This window comes from Mycolicibacterium austroafricanum (assembly GCF_000612725.1).
GTDB lineage: Bacteria > Actinomycetota > Actinomycetes > Mycobacteriales > Mycobacteriaceae > Mycobacterium > Mycobacterium austroafricanum.
Map to the genome: position 1 here is coordinate 317,829 of NZ_HG964457.1, position 19,713 is coordinate 337,541.

19 protein-coding genes and 1 pseudogene are annotated in these 19,713 nt (G+C 67.6%); 15 read left to right on the forward strand and 5 right to left on the reverse strand.

Annotation, left to right across the window (positions count from 1 at the left end):
- Positions 1-6 precede the first annotated feature (6 nt).
- Positions 7-1,188 carry an acyl-CoA dehydrogenase family protein gene (locus BN976_RS26445; RefSeq protein ID WP_011782347.1) on the reverse strand — a complete coding sequence of 394 codons (1,182 nt, stop codon included), beginning with the start codon at positions 1,186-1,188 and terminating at the stop codon, positions 7-9.
- A gap of 135 nt (positions 1,189-1,323) precedes the next feature.
- Between BN976_RS26445 and BN976_RS26450 the strand changes: the two genes are divergently transcribed.
- The 12 genes and pseudogenes from BN976_RS26450 to BN976_RS26505 all read left to right on the forward strand — a co-directional run bounded on the left by BN976_RS26450 (position 1,324) and on the right by BN976_RS26505 (position 11,758).
- Positions 1,324-1,515: a ferredoxin gene (locus BN976_RS26450; protein ID WP_036375467.1), complete on the forward strand. Its 192-nt coding sequence runs from the start codon at positions 1,324-1,326 to the stop codon at positions 1,513-1,515.
- Positions 1,516-1,528: 13 nt separating this feature from the next.
- Entirely contained in the window at positions 1,529-2,452 is a 924-nt protein-coding gene (locus BN976_RS26455; RefSeq protein ID WP_011782346.1) for a 3-oxoacyl-ACP reductase, read from the forward strand.
- A gap of 270 nt (positions 2,453-2,722) precedes the next feature.
- Positions 2,723-3,487, forward strand: a complete 765-nt coding sequence (locus BN976_RS26460; protein ID WP_036375472.1) for an MlaE family ABC transporter permease — start codon at positions 2,723-2,725, stop codon at positions 3,485-3,487.
- Positions 3,484-4,326, forward strand: a complete 843-nt coding sequence (locus BN976_RS26465) for an MlaE family ABC transporter permease (RefSeq protein WP_011782344.1) — start codon at positions 3,484-3,486, stop codon at positions 4,324-4,326. Before BN976_RS26460 ends, BN976_RS26465 begins: the two co-directional genes overlap by 4 nt.
- Positions 4,327-4,338: 12 nt before the next feature.
- Positions 4,339-5,541, forward strand: a complete 1,203-nt coding sequence (locus tag BN976_RS26470; RefSeq protein ID WP_011782343.1) for an MCE family protein — start codon at positions 4,339-4,341, stop codon at positions 5,539-5,541.
- Positions 5,541-6,566 carry an MCE family protein gene (locus BN976_RS26475; RefSeq protein WP_372923729.1) on the forward strand — a complete coding sequence of 342 codons (1,026 nt, stop codon included), beginning with the start codon at positions 5,541-5,543 and terminating at the stop codon, positions 6,564-6,566. Before BN976_RS26470 ends, BN976_RS26475 begins: the two co-directional genes overlap by 1 nt.
- Positions 6,559-7,617, forward strand: coding sequence for a virulence factor Mce family protein (locus BN976_RS26480; RefSeq protein WP_036375602.1), 1,059 nt, complete (start codon positions 6,559-6,561; stop codon positions 7,615-7,617). The genes BN976_RS26475 and BN976_RS26480 overlap by 8 nt, the downstream gene beginning before the upstream one ends.
- Complete coding sequence (locus tag BN976_RS26485) at positions 7,614-8,771, forward strand: MCE family protein (protein WP_235622131.1); 1,158 nt, start codon at positions 7,614-7,616, stop codon at positions 8,769-8,771. The genes BN976_RS26480 and BN976_RS26485 overlap by 4 nt, the downstream gene beginning before the upstream one ends.
- Positions 8,729-9,568 (forward strand): annotated as a pseudogene (locus BN976_RS26490) (mammalian cell entry protein); the annotation flags it as partial. The gene BN976_RS26485 and the pseudogene BN976_RS26490, both read left to right, overlap by 43 nt.
- A gap of 3 nt (positions 9,569-9,571) precedes the next feature.
- A complete protein-coding gene (locus BN976_RS26495; RefSeq protein WP_011782337.1) occupies positions 9,572-10,249 on the forward strand; it encodes an Rv1363c family protein in 678 nt (225 codons plus the stop codon).
- A complete protein-coding gene (locus BN976_RS26500) occupies positions 10,249-10,743 on the forward strand; it encodes a nuclear transport factor 2 family protein (protein ID WP_011782336.1) in 495 nt (164 codons plus the stop codon). The genes BN976_RS26495 and BN976_RS26500 overlap by 1 nt, the downstream gene beginning before the upstream one ends.
- A 16-nt stretch (positions 10,744-10,759) precedes the next feature.
- Positions 10,760-11,758 carry an NAD-dependent epimerase/dehydratase family protein gene (locus BN976_RS26505; RefSeq protein ID WP_036375481.1) on the forward strand — a complete coding sequence of 333 codons (999 nt, stop codon included), beginning with the start codon at positions 10,760-10,762 and terminating at the stop codon, positions 11,756-11,758.
- Between the two features lie 4 nt (positions 11,759-11,762).
- On the opposite strand, the gene BN976_RS26510 is transcribed toward BN976_RS26505, so the two are convergent.
- The 3 genes from BN976_RS26510 to BN976_RS34080 form a co-directional block, all read right to left on the reverse strand.
- Entirely contained in the window at positions 11,763-12,608 is an 846-nt protein-coding gene (locus tag BN976_RS26510; protein WP_011782334.1) for an SDR family oxidoreductase, read from the reverse strand.
- Positions 12,609-12,678: 70 nt separating this feature from the next.
- Positions 12,679-14,154 carry an alpha,alpha-trehalose-phosphate synthase (UDP-forming) gene (locus BN976_RS26515; RefSeq protein WP_036375485.1) on the reverse strand — a complete coding sequence of 492 codons (1,476 nt, stop codon included), beginning with the start codon at positions 14,152-14,154 and terminating at the stop codon, positions 12,679-12,681.
- A complete protein-coding gene (locus BN976_RS34080; RefSeq protein WP_011782332.1) occupies positions 14,154-14,318 on the reverse strand; it encodes a hypothetical protein in 165 nt (54 codons plus the stop codon). The genes BN976_RS26515 and BN976_RS34080 overlap by 1 nt, the downstream gene beginning before the upstream one ends.
- A gap of 67 nt (positions 14,319-14,385) precedes the next feature.
- On the opposite strand from BN976_RS34080, the gene BN976_RS26520 reads away from it, so the two are divergent.
- Positions 14,386-15,282 carry an enoyl-CoA hydratase gene (locus BN976_RS26520; protein ID WP_199559015.1) on the forward strand — a complete coding sequence of 299 codons (897 nt, stop codon included), beginning with the start codon at positions 14,386-14,388 and terminating at the stop codon, positions 15,280-15,282.
- A 54-nt stretch (positions 15,283-15,336) separates the two neighbouring features.
- Positions 15,337-16,179, forward strand: a complete 843-nt coding sequence (locus tag BN976_RS26525; RefSeq protein WP_011782330.1) for an SDR family oxidoreductase — start codon at positions 15,337-15,339, stop codon at positions 16,177-16,179.
- An 11-nt stretch (positions 16,180-16,190) separates the two neighbouring features.
- Here BN976_RS26525 and BN976_RS26530 read toward each other — a convergent pair whose 3' ends face one another.
- Positions 16,191-17,951 (reverse strand): HNH endonuclease signature motif containing protein, encoded by a 1,761-nt coding sequence (locus BN976_RS26530; protein WP_036375488.1) that lies wholly within the window; start codon positions 17,949-17,951, stop codon positions 16,191-16,193.
- Between the two features lie 313 nt (positions 17,952-18,264).
- Between BN976_RS26530 and BN976_RS26535 the strand changes: the two genes are divergently transcribed.
- A complete protein-coding gene (locus BN976_RS26535; RefSeq protein WP_036367445.1) occupies positions 18,265-19,671 on the forward strand; it encodes an IS1380 family transposase in 1,407 nt (468 codons plus the stop codon).
- The last annotated feature ends 42 nt before the right edge of the window (positions 19,672-19,713 follow it).

Here is a 19,713-nt window from a genome sequence, read left to right on the forward strand (position 1 = left end):
CAGGTCCTATCGGTTCACTCGGGGCAGGCCGAGCGCGACCATGCCGATGATGTCACGCTGGATCTCGTTGGTGCCGCCGCCGAAGGTCAGGATCAGGCAGGACCGGTGCATGCGTTCGATGCGGCCGCGCAGCAGCGCACCCGGTGAGTTGGTCCGCAACGTCGCCGCGGTGCCCAGCACCTCCATCAGCAGCCGGTAGGCCTCGGTGGCCAGCTCGGTTCCGTACACCTTGGCCGCCGACGCGTCGGCGGGGGACGGGGCGGCATCGGTGGCCGAGGCCAGCTCCCAGTTGATCAGCTTGAGCACCTCGGCCTTGGCGTGCACCCGCGCCAGGTTCAGCTGCACCCACTCCGAGTCGATCAACCGCTTGCCGTGCACATCCTTCGTGTTCTGCGCCCACTCGCGAACCCCGTTGAGCGCCACGAAGATCGGTTGTGCCGAGACCAGGGCGACCCGCTCGTGGTTGAGCTGGTTGGTCACCAGCTTCCAGCCGGCGTTCTCCTCGCCGACCAGGCTGGACACCGGCACCCGCACGTCCTGGTAGTAGGTGGCGCTGGTGTCCACCCCCGACATGGTGTGCACCGGCGTCCACGAGAAACCCTCGGCCGTGGTCGGCACGATCAGCATCGAGATACCGCGGTGCTTCTTGGCCTCGGGATTGGTGCGCACCGCCAGCCACACGTAGTCGGCGTAGGCGATCAGGCTGGTCCACATCTTCTGGCCGTTGATCACGTAGTCGTCGCCGTCACGCACCGCCGTCGTACGCAGCGCGGCGAGATCGGTGCCTGCGCCCGGCTCGGAGTAACCGATCGAGAAGTGAAGATCGCCCGCGGCGATCTTGGGCAGGAAGAACTTCTTCTGCTCCTCGGTGCCGAACGCCATGATCGTCGGCGCGACGCTGTTGATCGTCAGGAACGGCACCGGGACGTTGGCGATGGCGGCCTCGTCGTTGAAGATCAGCCCGTCCATGGGTGGGCGGGCCTGACCGCCGAACTCCTTGGGCCACGACAGCGTGAGCCAGCCGTCCTTGCCCATCTGGGCGACGGTCTCGCGGTACACGTTGCCGCGGCCCATCTCGCCGTCGCTCGCCGCCAGCGCCTCGGCCCGCTCGGGCGTCATGAGCTTGGTGAAGTACGCCCGCAGTTCGCGGCGCAACTCCTCCTGTTCGGGGGTGTAGCCGATACGCATCGCGTCGTCCTCACTTGTCTGCGAGCCTTGTGTCCGGGTGCCATCCTGGAGGCCCGGGGATACCTCGGGTGTTCCCCGGTTGTAACACGTTCTAGTCTTGGGGTCCAGGGTGGTCGGGACCGACAGGAGGATCTGATGCGAGTGGAAGTGGATCGTGACCGTTGCGAGGGCAACGCGGTGTGTGTCGGAATAGCCCCCGACCTGTTCGAGCTCGACGATGACGACTACGCCGTCGTCAAGGCCGACCCCGTTCCGGCGCAGGAGGAGGCGGTGGCCGAGCAGGCCATCAACGAGTGCCCGCGCGCAGCCCTGATCCGTCACGACTAGAGGTAGTAATAAGTTGACCCACACTGATCTGTCCGGCCACGTCGCCGTCGTCACCGGTGCCGCCGCAGGCCTCGGCCGTGCCGAGGCCATCGGACTCGCCAAGGCGGGCGCCACCGTCGTCGTCAACGACATCGCGCCCGCGCTCGACAAGTCCGACGTCCTCGACGAGATCGCGGCGGCCGGCTCCAAGGGTGTCGCCGTGGCCGGTGACATCAGCCAGCGCTCCACCGCCGATGAGCTCGTCGAGACCGCCGACGGCCTGGGCGGTCTGGCGATCGTCGTCAACAACGCCGGCATCACCCGCGACCGGATCCTGTTCAACATGACCGACGAGGAGTGGGACGCGGTCATCGCGGTGCACCTGCGCGGGCATTTCCTGCTGACGCGAAATGCCGCGACCTATTGGCGGTCGAAGGCCAAGCAGGGCGGTCCTGGCGTCGAGAACGGGCAAATCTACGGGCGGATCATCAACACGTCGTCGGAGGCCGGGCTGTCCGGGCCGGTGGGGCAGCCCAACTACGGCGCGGCCAAGGCGGGCATCACGGCGCTGACGTTGTCGGCGGCCCGGGCGCTGGGACGTTTCGGCGTGCGCGCCAACGCGATCGCGCCACGGGCGCGTACCGCGATGACGGCCGGGGTGTTCGGCGACGCACCGGAGCTTCCCGAAGGCGCCGTCGACCCGCTGTCGCCGGACCACGTGGTCAACCTGGTCCGGTTCCTGGCTTCTCCGGCCGCGGAAGGCGTCAACGGACAACTCTTCATCGTTTATGGTCCGACGGTGACCCTGATGGCGGCTCCGACGGCTGAGCGGCAGTTCAGCGCCGACGGCGCCGAGTGGGACCCGGCCGACCTTTCGGATACGCTGCGGAACTACTTTGCTGACCGGGACCCCGAGCGGAGTTTCTCGGCGGCGATGGGACTCGGCGACCCCCACTGACAGTCCCTGTTGTCAGTAGCCAGCGTCAATTAGAACACGTTCTAGAATGAACTGCGTCACAGTGGCTTTGAGCTGCGCATATGTCACGATGCAGATGCGTTTTGGCGTTCTTTGACACTGCGAACACGTTCTAGTTAGTATGATCCGGCCAGCTAAGAGCAGCGCTTATCCGATGGGTGGGTGAACGGCGTCGGTGGTCAGTGTCGAAATCTTCGCCACAGCCCCCTGTCTGCACGTCCTCTCCAGCGCGTCCCGAGAACGGAGCCGAGGTTGATCGAACAGCTTGCGGCGCCTGCGCGGGCCGTGGGCGGGTTCGTCGAAATGTCCTTGGACACGTTCGTCAAAACCTTCCGTCGGCCGTTCCAGTTCCGGGAGTTCCTCGAGCAGACCTGGATGATCGCGCGGGTCTCGCTGGTACCGACGCTGCTGGTCGCCATCCCGTTCACGGTGCTGGTGGCGTTCACGCTGAACATCCTGCTGCGGGAGATCGGCGCCGCGGACCTGTCGGGCGCCGGAACAGCGTTCGGCACCATCACCCAGTTGGGCCCGGTGGTGACGGTGCTCGTCGTCGCCGGCGCCGGCGCGACCGCGATCTGCGCCGACCTCGGCGCCCGCACCATCCGCGAGGAGATCGACGCGATGCGGGTGCTGGGCATCGACCCGATCCAGCGCCTCGTCGTGCCCCGTGTGCTGGCCTCGACGTTCGTCGCACTGCTGCTCAACGGGCTGGTCTGCCTGATCGGCCTGTCCGGCGGCTATGTGTTCTCAGTGTTCCTCCAGGGCGTCAACCCCGGGGCGTTCATCAACGGGCTCACCGTGCTGACCGGCCTCGGCGAGCTCGTCCTCGCCGAGATCAAGGCCCTGCTGTTCGGTGTGGTCGCCGGACTGGTCGGCTGTTACCGCGGCCTGACCGTCAAGGGTGGCCCCAAGGGCGTCGGCAACGCAGTCAACGAGACCGTCGTCTACGCGTTCATCTGTCTGTTCGTGATCAACGTGATCATGACGGCGGTCGGGGTCCGGGTGCTGGATTCATGAGCTACGACGCCACCATCCGGTTCCGCCGGCTGCTCCGATTCTTCCCCAGGGCCGTCGACACCGTGGGGGAGCAGGCGCTGTTCTACGGCGAGACGTTCCGTTACGTCCCGAACGCGCTGACCCGGTACCGCAAGGAGACCATCCGGCTCATCGCCGAGATGTCCATGGGGACCGGTGCACTCGTGATGATCGGCGGCACCGTCGGTGTCGCGGCGTTCATGACGCTGGCCTCGGGCGGTGTGATCGCGGTGCAGGGTTACTCGTCGCTGGGCAACATCGGCATCGAGGCACTCACCGGCTTCCTGTCGGCGTTCCTCAACGTACGCATCGTGGCGCCGGTGATCGCCGGTATCGCGCTGGCGGCGACCATCGGCGCGGGTGCCACGGCACAGCTGGGCGCGATGCGGGTCGCCGAGGAGATCGACGCGGTGGAATCGATGGCGGTGCACGCGGTCTCGTATCTGGTGTCGACACGGCTGATCGCCGGGCTGATCGCGATCGTCCCGCTGTACGCGCTGTCGGTGCTGGCGGCGTTCTTCGCCGCGAGATTCACGACGGTCTACATCAACGGACAGTCCGCGGGCCTCTACGACCACTACTTCAACACATTCCTGATCCCCAGCGATCTGCTGTGGTCGTTCCTGCAGGCGATCGTGATGTCGATCGCGGTGATGCTGGTCCACACCTACTACGGCTACAACGCCTCGGGTGGTCCCGTCGGCGTGGGCATCGCCGTGGGTCAGGCGGTGCGGACCTCGTTGATCGTCGTGGTGACGATCGTGCTGTTCATCTCTCTCGCCGTATACGGCGCGTCCGGCAACTTCAACCTCTCCGGGTAAGGCGGGAACGCGATGGCCGACGGTAATGCGAAGCGCAGTCATGTGAGGATCGCTGCGGCGATCCTCGCTGCGCTGGTGCTCGCCGCAGCCGTGTTCACGTATCTGTCCTACACCGCGGCGTTCACCCCGACGGACAAGGTGACGGTGCTCTCGCCGCGGGCCGGCCTCGTCATGGACGTCGACGCGAAGGTCAAGTACCGGGGGATCCAGGTCGGCAAGGTCGAATCGATCGAGTACGCCGGTGACGCCGCCAAGCTCACGCTGGCGATCAACCGCGGCGACCTGCGGTACATCCCGGCCGACGCCCCGGTGCGCATCGGTGGCACCACGATCTTCGGCGCGAAGTCGGTCGAGTTCCTGCCACCGGAGTACCCGAACGGCCAGGCGTTGAGCCCCGGCGCCGAGGTGAAGGCCGACTCCGTTCAGCTCGAGGTCAACACGCTGTTCCAGACCCTGACCGACCTGCTGGACAAGATCGACCCGATCGAACTCAACGCCACCCTGTCCGCGCTGGGCGAGGGTTTGCGCGGCAACGGCGACGACGTCGGCGCGCTGCTGTCCGGACTGAACTACTACGTGGGTCAGCTCAATCCGAAACTGCCCGCGCTGCAGGAGGACCTGCGCCGCACCGCGGTCGTCGCCGACATCTACGGCGACGCCGGACCGGACCTGGTCCGCGTCCTCGACAACGCCCCCGCCATCAGCAAGACCATCGTCGACGAACAGGACAACCTGAACGCGGCTCTGTTGGCGGCGACCGGGCTGGCCAACAACGGGACGGCGACTTTCGAGCCCGCCGCCGACGACTACATCGCCGCGGTGCAACGTCTGCGCGCTCCGCTCAAGGTCGCCGGGGAATACTCGCCGGTGATCGGTTGCACGCTGAAAGGCACGGCGAACGCGATCGACCGGTTCGCGCCGATCATCGGTGGGATCAGGCCCGGCCTGTTCGTCTCGTCGAACTTCCTGCCCGGTTCGCCCGCGTACACCTACCCGGAGAGCCTGCCGATCGTCAACGCCTCGGGCGGCCCGAATTGCCGTGGCCTGCCTGATGTTCCGAGCAAGCAGTACGGCGGGTCCTGGTATCACACACCGTTCCTGGTCACCGACAACGCCTATGTTCCGTACCAGCCGAACACCGAGTTGCAGTTCGACGCGCCGTCGACGCTGCAGTTCCTGTTCAACGGCGCTTACGCGGAAAGGGACGACTTCTGATGCGGGACAAGACCCTGATCAACGTCGGCGTCTTCACCGTGGCGATGCTCCTGGTCGCGGCGATGCTCGTCGTCGTCTTCGGCGAGTTCAGGTTCGCGTCGGAGGACAAGTACCACGCGACGTTCACCGACGCGTCGCGGTTGAAGGCCGGACAGGACGTGCGTATCGCCGGTGTCCCGGTCGGAACCGTCGAGGGCCTGACGCTCAACCCCGACAACACCGTCGACGTGGCGTTCACCGTCAACGACCGCTACCAGCTCTACACCTCCACCAAGGCCGTGGTCCGCTACGAGAACCTGGTCGGCGACCGCTACCTGGAGATCACCTCCGGCCCCGGCGATCTCGTCAAGCTTCCCAAGGGCGGCACCATCACCCACACCGAGCCGGCGCTGGATCTCGACGCGCTGCTCGGAGGGCTGAAGCCGGTGGTCAAGGGGCTCGACGGTGCCAAGATCAACGAGATCAGCAACGCCGTCATCGAGTTACTCCAGGGCGAGGGCGGCGCGCTGTCGGCGATGCTGTCGAACACCAGCGCGTTCACCCAGAACCTCGCCGCGCGCGATCAGCTCATCGGTGACGTGATCAACAACCTCAACACCGTACTGGGCACCGTCGACGAGAAGGGCGCCGAGTTCAACGCCAGCGTCGACCAGTTGCAGAAACTGATCACCGGGCTGGCCGAAGGCCGTGATCCGATCGCGGGCGCGATCGGTCCGCTGGCCACCGCGGAGAACGATCTGACAGCCATGTTGGAGGCGTCGCGGCGGCCGGTGCAGGGCGTCATCGAGAACGTGCGCCCGTTCGCCCAGCGGATGGACGAGCGCAAGGCCGACGTCAACAAGGTCATCGAGCCGCTGGCCGAGAACTACCTGCGGCTCAACGCGCTCGGCGCCTACGGCTCGTTCTTCAACATCTTCTACTGCTCGACGCGGCTGAAGATCAACGGCCCCGCGGGCAGCGACATCCTGGTCCCGTTCGGCGGCCCGCCGGATCCGAGCAAGGGGAGGTGTGCCGAAGTTGAGTAGCTCGGAGGATTCGAACCCGTTGCGCACCGGGATCTTCGGTATCGCGCTGGTGACGTGCCTGGTGCTGGTGTCCTTCGGGTACACCAGCCTGCCGTTCTGGCCGCAGGGCAAGTCCTACGAGGCGTACTTCGCCGACGCAGGCGGCATCACGCCCGGCAACAGCGTCAACGTTTCCGGGATCTCCGTCGGCAAGGTCTCGGCGGTCGAACTGGCCGGGGACGCCGCGAAGATCACCTTCACCGTCGACCGTGAAGTCAAGGTCGGCGACCAGTCGCTGGTCGCGATCAAGACCGACACCGTCCTCGGCGAGAAGTCGCTGGCCATCACCCCGAAGGGCAGCGGCGAATCCACCGTCATCCCGCTGGGCCGCACCACAACGCCCTACACCCTGAACACCGCGCTGCAGGATCTCGGCCAGAACGTCAGCGCGCTGGACAAGCCGAGATTCGAGATGGCGTTGCAGACGCTGACCGATTCGCTCAAAGACGCCACGCCCCAACTGCGCAACGCGCTCGACGGTGTCGCCAACCTGTCGCGCAGCCTCAACGCCCGCGACGAGGCACTGGATCAGCTTCTCGCCCGCGCCAAGAACGTGTCGGACACGCTGGCGCAGCGGTCCGGTCAGGTCAATCAGCTGATCACCGACGGCAACCTGCTGTTCGCCGCGCTCGACGAGCGGCGGCAGGCGCTGAGCAACCTGATCGCCGGCATCGACGACGTCGCCACCCAGATCTCCGGTTTCGTCGCCGACAACAAGCGTGAGTTCAAGCCGGCCCTGGAGAAGCTGAACCTGGTGCTGGACAACCTGCTCGAGCGCCGCGAGCACATCAGCGAAGCGCTCAAGCGGCTGCCCGCGTACGCCACCGCGCTGGGTGAGGTCGTCGGCTCGGGCCCCGGCTTCCAGATCAACCTCTACGGCCTGCCGCCCGCGCCCATCGCCGAGGTGCTGCTCGACACCTACTTCCAGCCGGGCAAGCTGCCCGACAGCCTGTCCGACATGCTCCGTGGTTACATCTCGGAGCGGATGATCATCAGGCCGAAGTCGCCATGACGCAGGAGAATTCGGTGAAGCGGAGTCGCTGGCTGCGTACCGCGCTGGTCGGCGTGCTGGTGGCCACGCTGGCCATCGGGGCGTACCTGGTGTGGCCGAACCGCGCCGGCCACAAGGTGACCGCCTACTTCACCTCGGCGGTGGGCCTCTACCCGGGCGACGACGTCCGGGTGGTCGGGGTGCCGGTCGGCACGATCGACTCGATCGAGCCGCGCGCCGGCGACGTGAAGATCACCATGACGATCGACGGTGACGTCAAGGTGCCCGCCGAGGCCAAGGCGCTGGTGATCGCGCCGAACCTGGTCTCCGCCAGATTCATTCAGCTCGCACCCGCCTACACCGGCGGCACAGTGATGGCCGACGGTGCCGAGATCGGGTTGGACCGCACCGCGGTGCCGGTGGAGTGGGACGAGGTCAAGGAGCAGTTGACGCAGCTGAGCACTCAGCTCGGTCCGCACGAGGGGTCGGTGCAGGGGCCGCTGACCGACGTCGTCAACCAGGCCGCCGACACGTTCGACGGCAACGGCGACACCTTCCGGCGCGCAGTGCGGGAGCTGTCGCAGACCGCAGGGCGCCTTGGTGATTCGCGAACCGACCTGTTCGGGACCATCCGCAATCTGCAGATCCTGGTCGATGCGCTGTCCAACAGCAACGAGCAGATCGTGCAGTTCTCCAACCACGTGGCCTCGGTGTCACAGGTGCTTGCCGACGCCACCACCGATCTCGACGTCACGCTGGGCACCCTCAACCAGGCGCTCACCGATGTCAGGGGCTTCCTGGGCGAGAGCAACGAGGCGTTGATCGGACAGGTGAACAAGCTGACCGATTTCACCAACATCCTCACCGCGCAAAGCGACGACATCGAGCAGATCCTGCACATCACGCCCAACGGTCTGAGCAACTTCTACAACATCTACAACCCCGCGCAGGGCACGGTGGGCGGCCTGCTGACGCTGCCGAACTTCGGCAACCCGGTGCAGTTCATCTGCGGCGGCACGTTCGACGCCGCCGCCACCACCGACAACTACAAGCGGGCCGAGATCTGCCGCCAGCGAATGGGTCCGGTCTTCAAGCGCATCGCGATGAACTATCCGCCGCTGCTGTTCCACCCGAGCACGCGCTCGTGGTGTTCCCGGCCTTGCTGGCCGCGCTGAACACGGTGGCGGGCGGGGTGCCGACCGACGAGGGCGGCAAGCTGGACTTCAAGATCCACCTGCAGGATCCGCCGCCGTGCTCGACCGGCTTCGTGCCGGCCACGCAGATCCGGTCGCCTGCGGACACCACCTTGCGCGAACTTCCCACGGACCTGTACTGCAAGGTCCCGCAGAGTGATCCGAGTGTGGTGCGCGGCGCGCGCAACTACCCGTGCCAGGAGTTCCCCGGTAAGCGGGCGCCCACCGTGCAGCTGTGCCGGGATCCCCGCGGCTACGTGCCCGTCGGCAACAACCCGTGGCGCGGTCCACCCGTCCCGGTCGGCACACCGATCCAGGACGGTCGTAACATTCTGCCGCCCAACAAGTTCCCGATGATCCCGCCGCAGGTCGATCCGGATCCGGGTCCGCCTTCGGTGCAGTTGCCACCCGGCGTGGCGCCGGGGCCCGGTCCTGCGCCGCACGCCCCGTTCCCGCTGCCCGTCCCGCCGAACGAGCAGGGTCCTCCGCCACCGCCGTGGCCGTACTTCGCGCCGCCCGACCAGGTGGTCCCGCCGTACGGTCGCCCGCCGCTGGCGCCGCCGCCTGCACCGCCTGCGCCCGCACCGGCGCCGGCTGAAGGCAGCCCGGCGCTGCCCGCCGAGGCCCCCTTGGCAAGCGGAACATCCGTCGCGACCTACGATCAGAACGGCAAGTTCGTCGACCCGGCAGGAGGCGTCGGCGTGTACGCGCCCGGTTCCGACAAGCTGGCGCCTGCGGAGAACTGGGTTGATCTGATGTTGGCGCCGAAGCAGGTGTAGGTAGTGCAAGAGTCTGTTACGCCCCCGCAACGGGTGCGCCGTCGCGCGTCGCGCGCCGCGGGTCCGGTCGGCGATTCGGCCACCCCGGCTCCGGCCAGCGTGAGTGTCGAAGTGACCACACCCGTCCGGCCGGTCCGGCCGGTCGGGCCTCCACCGCGTCGGCGGCCGCACCGGCGGCTGGTGGCGATCCTGTCGATCGCGGTCACGTTCGTCGCGGTGGCCGCGCTCGTGGTGGCGGTTGCGGTGATGGTGAACCAGCAGCGCACCATCGAAGCCCAACAGGAACGTGAGCGCCGATTCGTCGACACCGCCGCGCAATCGGTGGTCAACATGTTCAGCTACACCCAGAACACCATCGACGAAAGTGTGGACAGGTTCGTCAACGGAACCAGCGGCCCGCTGCGCGCCATGATGACGCAGGAGGGCAACGTCGAGAACCTCAAGCTGCTGTTCCGCGACACCAACGCCACCTCGGAAGCGGTGGTAAACGGCGCTGCGCTGGAGAAGATCGATGAGATCGGCAAGAACGCGGCGGTGTTGGTGTCGGTGCGCGTCACGGTGACCGACCTCGACGGCAACAACGCCCCTTCGGAGCCCTACCGGATGCGGGTCATCATCCACGAGGACGACAACGGCCACATGACGGCGTACGACCTCAAATACCCTGACGGGGGCAACTGATGCGCGATTGGCCCGCCAAGCTGATCGCAGCGATCGGGGTTCTGCTGGCGACCGGCTTCGTCGCCCTGTCCGCGGTCGGTGGAGCGTTGTACTGGAATCGGGTGGAGCTCAACGGTGAGGAGCAGGCCCGCGCGGAGCTGCCCTCGCTCGCGGCGCAACAGATTCCACTGGTGTTCGGCTTCGACTACCAGACGGTGGAACGCACGTTCGCCGAGGTGTATCCGTTGTTGACGCCCGAATACCGCAAAGAGTTCCAGGACCGCGTCACCAACGAGATCATTCCTCAGGCGCGGGACCGTCAGCTGATCAGCCAGGCGCATTCCGTCGGGGCCGGAATCCTTGACGCACACCGCACTTCGGCTTCGGTCATGGTCTACATGAACCGCACAGTGACCGACAAGGCGAAAGAGTCCGTCTACGACGGCAGCCGGCTGCGGGTCGACTACAAAAAGGTCGACGGCAAGTGGCTGATCGCCTACATCACCCCGATCTGAGTCACCGGAGGCCACCATTCATATCGCGGTCACCGGGGGCATCGGCTACCTCGGCGCGCACACCGTGCGGGCGCTGCTGGAGGCGCAGCACACGATTCGGCTGCTGGTTCTACCCCAGGAGCAGGACGCCCCGGTGATCCGCCGGTTGCGCTCGCTGGGCGACGTCTCGGTGATCGTCGGGGACGTGCGCGCGGAGTCCACCGTCACCGCGCTGCTCACCGGGGTGGACGCCGTCGTGCATGCGGCGGGGGTGGTCGGGACGGACGAACGTCGCGCGCAACTGATGTGGGACATCAACGCCTATGCGACCGAGCAGGTCCTGACCCGGGCCGTCGAACTCGGCCTCGACCCGGTGGTGTCGGTGAGCAGCTACAGCGCACTGTTCCCGCCGCCGGACGGCATCATCTCGGCGGATTCACCCACCTCATCCGGCCGCAGCAGCTACGCCAAGACGAAGGGCTACGCCGACCGGGTCGCGCGGCGACTGCAGGACGCGGGCGCCCCTGTGGTGGTGACCTATCCGTCGAGCGTCGTCGGGCCGGCGTTCGGAACCGCTGCGGGCGTGACCGAACGCGGATGGGAGCCCATCGTGCGCGCGCGGGTCGCGCCGCGGGTCCGGGCGGGCATGCAGATGATCGACGTGCGTGACGTGGCGGACGTGCACGTGCGCCTGATGCGGCCGGGACGCGGTCCGCGCCGCTACGTGTGCGGGGGCGTGATGCTGACGTTCGACGAGATGATCGACGCGCTGGAGGCCGGACTCGGCCGCCCGGTGCGGCGTGTGCCGCTGTCGCCGAAGGTGCTGCTGGCGGTGGGACGGCTCTCCGACGCCGTGGGTCGCTACGTGCCGCTCGGGGACGGGCTCAGTTACGAGGCCGCCCTGCTTCTCACTTCGGCCACGCCGACCGATGACCGCGCCACCACAGAGGATCTCGGCCTGCATTGGCGCTCACCGCGGCAGGCCATCATCGAATCGTTCGGCGTCGCCGGACGTCTGGGCGATCCGGTCTCCTAGCGCCTCAGCCTCGGCCGCGGAACCGCTGGACGTAACCGATGATCCGGCGCGCCGGGACCGGGCGCGGCCAGTCGTCGCGACGGAACAGCGAGTCCGTGCCTCCGTCGACGAAAATGACACTGCCGCAGAGGAAGTCGGCTGCATCGGAGAGCATGAAGCGCATCCACTCGGCGAGCTGCTCGGGTTGCCCGTAGCCGCCCACCGGCACCGGGAATCGTTCGACGAACCTGGCCTGCCGCTTGTTGTCCAGCTGCTCCTGCAGCAGCGGTGTCATGACGGCGCCCGGTGCCAGCACGTTGAGCCGGATCCCGGCGCCCGCCCACTCGGGTCGCACGGCATGGCGCCGCGCCCAGCGGGTGACGGCGATCTTGGAGGCGGCGTAGACCATCGCGGGCCGCCCGGGTCCGTACAGCCGGGTGGCCCGCAGCGCCTTGTCGACGTCTCCGGCCAGCAGTGCGCGCACCGCGCGGGCCGGCACCGCCGGTGTGGTGGTGGTCGAGTTGCTGCCGATGACAACGACTTTGGCGTTCGCCGCAGCGGCCAGCGCGGGTCGCCACCGTTCCAGCAGCTCGACGACGCCGAGGTAGTTGACCGTGGCGATCATGCGGAGCCGCTCGGCGCCCTGGCTCGGTCCCAGTCCCGCTGCCAGCACGGCGCCGTCGAGGCGCCCGTCACATGCGGTGAGCACCTGCGCGGCGGCGGCCGCCCGGCCGTCGGACGTGGACAGGTCCGCGACGACGTCGGCGTCCTTGATGTCCACCGTGATCACGGTGTGGCCGTCGGCCCGCAGTCGGGCCACTGCGGCTGCGCCCATCCCAGACGCCGATCCGGTGATCGCGTAGGTGCCCATCGGTGTGCCTTTCGCCGAAGCCGCGTTTCGATCCCATTGGCATCGGAACGTAACACCGGCGCCCGGCGGGTCAGCCTTCGACCGGCTCTTTGGAAGCGAGGGCGTCGAGGAAGGACCGGGCCCACCGGTCGACGTCGTGGGCGAGCACCTGCCTGCGCATCGCCCGCATCCGGCGCCTGCCCTCCTCGGGCGCCTGGGTGAGCGCGGCCTCGATCGCGTCCTTGACCCCTTCGATGTGGTGCGGGTTGGTCAGATAGGCCTGGCGCAGTTCTGCTGCGGCGCCGGTGAATTCACTGAGCACCAGCGCGCCGCCGAGGTCGTGGCGGCAGGCGACGTACTCCTTGGCCACCAGGTTCATGCCGTCGCGCAACGGCGTGACGAGCATGACGTCGGCGGCGACGAAGAACGCAACGAGGTCCTCGCGTGGGATGGGCCGGTGCAGGTAGTGCAGAACCGGGTGCCCCACTTCGCCGAACTCGCCGTTGACGTGGCCGACCTGACGCTCGATGTCCTCACGCATGGCGACGTAGCTCTCCACCCGCTCACGGCTGGGGGTGGCCAGCTGGACGAGCACGGTGTCCTCCGGGTCGATCCGGCCCTCTTCCAGCAGCTCGGAGAACGCGCGCAGGCGGACGTCGATGCCTTTGGTGTAGTCCAGCCGGTCGACGCCGAGCAGGATCTTGCGTGGGTTGCCCAGCTCCGCGCGGATCTCCTTGGCGCGCTGCCGGGTCGCCCGGCTGCGGGCATGCTGGTCGAGTTCGGCGGAGTCGATCGAGATCGGGAAGGCGCCCACCTTCACCGTGCGGAAACCGAACTGGACCTCGCCGAACCGCGAGCGCACACCCACGTTGCCGCGCGAGGTGGTCGCGCCGATGAGCCGGCGGGCCAGGATCAGGAAGTTCTGTGCGCCGCCGGGCAGGTGGAAGCCGACGAGGTCTGCGCCGAGCAGGCCCTCGATGATCTCGGTGCGCCAGGGCATCTGCATGAACAGCTCGACCGGGGGAAACGGGATGTGCAGAAAGAACCCGATCGTCAGGTCCGGCCGCAGCATCCGCAGCATCTTGGGTACCAGCTGCAGCTGATAGTCCTGAACCCACACCGTGGCCCCTTCGGCGGCGGTGTTCGCGGTGGCCTCGGCGAAGCGGCGGTTGACGTCGACGTAGCGGTCCCACCACTCCCGGTGGTAGATCGGCTTCACGATGACGTCGTGATAGAGCGGCCACAGCGTGGCGTTGGAGAAGCCTTCGTAGTACTCGGCGACGTCCTCGGAGCTCAGCCGCACGGGAACGAGGGTCATCCCGTCCTGCTCGATGGGCTCGGTGGCCGCATTGGGATCGTCGGCGTCCTCGGGGACGCCCGGCCAGCCGATCCAGGCGCCGTGTCGGCGTCGCAGCAGCGGCTCCAGGGCGGTCACCAGGCCGCCGGGACTGCGCTTGAACTCGGTCGTGCCGTCGGCCCGCCGCACCATGTCGATCGGCAGCCGGTTGGCCACCACGACGAAGTCCGCACCCCCGGAGCGGGCCTCGGGTCCGCTCTGGGGCGCCATTAGTCGCCGGGCTTCGCCGGTCCGATACCGAGCATCGACAGGAACACCCGGCACTCGTCGGCGTCGGTCGCGTACGCGGCCACGACACGGCGGGCCTGGCGTTCGGTGCTGTCGGCGATGGGTTCGACGTCGCCGATCTCGGCGGGGTCAGATTTCGCAGGCATGACACAACTGTAGCCAACTGCGGGGTCCCGTTTCGTGGCGTGACACTTTCACCGTAATGTGCAACGCGTGGCGACCCTGGAGCAGGTGACATACGAGACCCTCGACGAGGGTCGCATAGCGCGGATCTGGCTGAACCGGCCCGACGCACAGAATGCGCAGTCCCGGACGCTGCTGGTGCAGCTGGACGAGGCGTTCGGGCGGGCCGAGGCCGACGACGAGGTGCGGGTGGTCATCCTGGCCGCGCGGGGCAAGAACTTCTCCGCCGGACACGACCTCGGGTCTGAGGAGGCGATCGCCGAGCGGACGCCCGGCCCCGACCAGCACCCGACGTTCACGTTCAACGGCGGCACCAGAGACGCCATCTCCGAGCGGACCTACCTGCAGGAATGGCACTACTTCTTCAACAACACCAGCCGCTGGCGCGACCTGCGCAAGATCACCATCGCCCAGGTGCAGGGCAACGCCATCTCGGCGGGGCTGATGCTGATCTGGGCCTGCGATCTGATCGTGGCGTCCGACGATGCGAGGTTCAGCGACGTCGTCGCGGTGCGGATGGGCATGCCGGGCGTCGAGTACTACGCGCACCCGTGGGAGTTCGGCGCGCGCAAGGCCAAGGAACTTCTGCTGACCGGGGATGCCATCGACGCCGACGAGGCCCACCGTCTCGGCATGGTGTCGAAGGTGTTCCCCCGGGCCGAGCTGGAGGACAAGACCCTTGAGTTCGCCCGCCGGATCGCCGAGCGGCCCACCATGGCCGCGCTGCTGGTCAAGGACTCGGTGAACGCGGCCAGTGATGCGATGGGTTTCACCGAGGCGCTGCGCCACGCGTTCCACATCCACGAGCTGGGGCACGCCCACTGGGCGGCGTACAACGAGAACCGCTATCCGGTCGGACTTCCGCCCAACGTTCCGGACTGGCGCACACTGGGCGCGCCAAAGTTGTCCCGCCGCGACCAGCCGTGACGTATAACTGGAACCTGTTCTAGTTAGACGGGCTTCCAACTCGGAGGGACTCTCATGCTGTTGTCGTTGTCGGAACGCACGTACCTGGTCACCGGCGGTGGCAGCGGGATCGGCAAGGGTGTGGCGGCTGCAGTGGTCGCCTCGGGCGGCAATGCGGTGCTGGCAGGCCGCAACGCCGACAAGCTCGCGGCCGCGGCCGAGGAGATCAAGGCGCAGACCGGCGACGGGGCGGGCGAGGTGATCTACGAGCCGGCCGACGTGACCGACGAGGACCAGGCTGCCCGGTTGGTGGAGGCGGCGACGGCGTGGCACGGGCGCCTCGACGGTGTCGTGCACAGCGCGGGCGGGTCGGAGACCATCGGTCCGATCACCCAGATCGATTCCGCGGCATGGCGCAACACCGTCGACCTCAACGTCAACGGCACCATGTACGTGCTCAAGCACTCCGCGCGGGAGATGGTGCGCGGCGGCGGGGGTTCGTTCATCGGCATTTCGTCGATCGCGTCGAGCAACACCCACCGCTGGTTCGGTGCCTACGGTCCGAGCAAGGCCGCGCTCGACCACCTGATGATGGTCGCGGCCGACGAGCTCGGCCCGTCGTCGGTGCGGGTCAACGGCATCCGCCCGGGGCTCACACGCACCGATATGGTCGCCCCGATCGTCGACACCCCGGCGTTGAGCGAGGACTACGCGGCCTGCACCCCGCTGCCGCGCGTCGGAGAGGTCGAGGATATCGCCAACCTCGCGGTGTTCCTGCTCAGCGACGCCGCGAGCTTCATCACCGGCCAGGTGATCAACGTCGACGGCGGCCACGGCCTGCGCCGCGGCCCGGACCTGTCGGCCATGCTGGAGCCGATCTTCGGCGCCGACGGACTGCGCGGCGTCGTGTCGACGTAGCGCCCTGACGGTCAGAACGGTGGTGGGTCGTTGCCGTAGTCGGGTTGAGGTGAGGCCGGTGGTGGTAGGCCGGCATACCTGACTTGTTCGGCGCGGCGGGCTTGTTCGGGGGTTTTGGCTCTTTCGGTTTCCAGGGCGCGTTGGAGCGCGTTGTGTTCGCGTTCGGCTTTGATGCGGGCGGCTTGGTCGGCGGCGCGGGTGCGTCGTCGTTTCGGCATTTTGGCCAGCCGGTCGGGATCTGGTGGCGGCTGGGCCATCGGCGGGAGTTCGGCGGTGGTGGTGTCCCAGCCGGGGAAGAACAACCAACTACCGGGCACCGTGGTGCAGCGCTGCCCGGCCGGGGTCGTCCACAGCACCGTGCCATCCGGGAGTTGCTGTTCCTGCCAGCCCTCGGCGAAGGTCTTGCCGAGGTGGTGGGTGCGGCATTTGCAGTTCAGGTTCGACGGGTGGGTGGGCCCGTACGGATAGGGCACCACGTGGTCGAGGTCGCAGTGTTCGGCGGGGACGTCACAGCCGGGGTAGCGGCAGAACAGGTCCCGGGCGCGTACGAACGCGGCCAGTTTGGCTGAGGGGCGGTAGTGGGGTTCTGGGTCGGGGCCGGGTAGCCACAGGGTTTTGATCGCCGCGCCGGAGCGGATCGCTTCGGCCAGTGCCACGATCGGCAGGATCTTCACCCCGGGCAGCAACGCCACTCCTGAATCCCGCACACACGCAGCAGGATTCGACGGCGCAACAGGCTTGACGGGGGCGGGCTCAGATTCGATTGCCGTCTCGGCCTCGGCCTCGGGCTCGGGCTCGACCTCGACCTCGGCCTCGGCCTCGGGCTCGGGCTCGGCCTCGGGCTGCGGGATCGGTTCTGTCTGCGGCTGCGATTCTGCTTTGCCCTGCTCCTTCGCTTTCGCTTGTTTATCGGCGAGTTTGTCTTGTTGGTCGCGGTCTTGGTCGGCGATGAGTTGGCGGACGGCGTCGAGGGCGGCGGGGTCGGCGAGCACCGAGATCACCACGTTCGACGATCCCGGCACCACCGCGGCGGCGGTGCAGTCCGGGGATCCGCAGCGGCACCGCAGATGGTCCTGGCCGCGGACGATGGCCCCGACCGCATGCGAGCGCCGCACACAGACGCTGCGGGGGTCGTTGTCGCAGAGCCCTTTGAGCAGTTCGGCGATGCGGGCCGCCAGCACCGCCGCATCGCAGCCCAGGATTTTGCCCCACACCATCACCAGTGCGTCGGGGTCGTCGCTGGCCCCGACCCTAAAGTCCAGTCCGCTGACGTGTTCGCGGGCCCGGATCACCGCATCGGGGTCGTACCGCTCGATCACCGCGTCGAGGGCAGCGGTCAGCTTGTCATCGGACAGGGGTTCCCACCGCGTCGCCTTCTCCGCGATCGCGGTGTCCAACAGCGCCAACAACTGCGGGTCCTGCACCAGCCGGGTGCGCCAGGTGATCTGCCCGATCAACCGGGCACTGAGCCGGCCCTGCGCATGTAGCGCGGCGACCCGGGGCAGCCGGTCGCGCAACGCGAGGGCGATACGCATCTGGGCCGAGGCGCGGCGGTAGCTGGTGTTCAATACCGCGCCGAGTTCGCAGGCGGTCTCGATCCAGGAGTCCCACACCCACTGGTCACGCACGTCGTCAAACGTCACGGACTCGTGCACCAGTGCCGCGATCGCCGCCGATTTACGCGCCCCTGCCCGGGATTCCTCGCAGGCGGCTCGTTCGATGGCAGCGAGCAACGCCGGCTCGTCCAGCCCCGCGAACATCCGATCGAACATACGTTCCCCAGGGTCTTCAGGAATGTGTCGTTGATGTAGCCAATGGGAGCTGTGCCCACCTGTTGGCTACGGCCTCAGGGTGTTATCTCGGGTCAGTCCACGAGGTGCTCGTGGGATTCCGAGCCGTCGGCCTCGACGAGTAATGTCCTCGTCGCCAGGCGGGCCTCATTCGAGGTGCGGCTGGGTTGCCTAACCCGGATTTTTCGTGAAGTGTTGTGATTTTCGGGGTGTAGATACGCGAAAGTGCCTGTCCTGCAAGGAATAATTGGACTTCTCTACGGTTCAATCGTTCCTACGGGAAGGCACCTCGCAGGTGAAGAATATCGTGGCCGCAGCGCGGGTGAAAGTGTCCGCCGATGGGCAGGGCGTGGTGTCGCATGCCGGGATGGGCTTGCTTCGTGAGCTTGCCGATCTGACGGGGTTATCGTCGCAGGTCACCGCCGTGCTGGCTGACACCTACCGGGGCCCGTGGGTGTACGCACCCGGTGAGGTGTTCGCCGATCTGGCCGCAGCGGTCGCCGACGGGGCCGATTGCATCGATGCGGTCGGCCAGTTGTGTGGGGACCGTGAACATGTGTTCGGCGCGAAGGCCTCGACAACCACGATGTGGCGGTTGATCGATGAGCGCATCGACGCCGCCCACCTGCCCGGGGTGCGGGCTGCACGAGCCGGCGCACGGGCCGCAGCATGGGCGGCTGGAGCCGCCCCCACTGGTGAGGGCTGGCTGCACATCGACCTCGATGCCACCCTGGTCATCGATCACTCCGACAACAAGACCGGCGCCACCCCGACCTGGAAGAAAACCTATGGTCACCATCCGTTGCTGGCGTTTCTGGATCGTCCCGAGATCGCCGGTGGGGAAGCGCTGGCCGGGCTGCTGCGCACCGGTAACGCCGGCTCCAACACCGCCAGCGACCACATCATCGTCTTGCACCACGCGCTGGCCTCGCTGCCGCCGCGATGGCGGCCCCGCCCAGGTAGTCCACCAGATTCGGATGCCTGCCGGGTGCTGGTGCGCTGCGATACCGCTGGAGCCACCCACAAGTTCGCCGACGCCTGCCGCACCGCCGGGGTGGGATTTTCCTTCGGATACCCCGTCGATGCGCGGGTCCAGGACGCGGTCGACACCCTCAACCTCGGCCAAGCCTGGTATCCGGCGATCGACACCGACGGCGGCATCCGTGACGGCGCCTGGGTCGCCGAAGCCACCGGCCTGGTCAACCTGAGCAACTGGCCCGCTGGCACCCGGCTGATCCTGCGCAAAGAGAGGCCCCACCCGGGTGCGCAGCTGCGGTTCACCGATGCCGACGGGATGCGGGTCACCGCATTCATCACCGACACCGAACCCGGCGTCATTGCCGGTCAGGTCGCCGGATTGGAGCTGCGGCACCGCCAGCACGCCCGCGTCGAAGACCGCATCCGCGAACTGAAAGCCACCGGGCTACGCAACCTGCCCTGCCAGTCGTTTTGGGCCAACGCCGCCTGGCTGGAAATCGTGCTGGCCGCCGCCGATCTGGTCACCTGGGCCCGGCTGATCGGCTTCGGTGACCACCCCGCACTGGCCCGCGCCGAGATCGCCACCTTCCGCTACCGGATCCTGCACGTCGCTGCCCGTATCACTCGCAGCGCCCGCCAGGTTCGCCTCCGTATCGACGCCACCTGGCGATGGGCATCAGCGATCGCGACCGCCTGGCAACACCTACGCACCGCTTTCGGATAACCAGCAAATCACTCGACCCACCGACCACGAAAGACCAGGCCC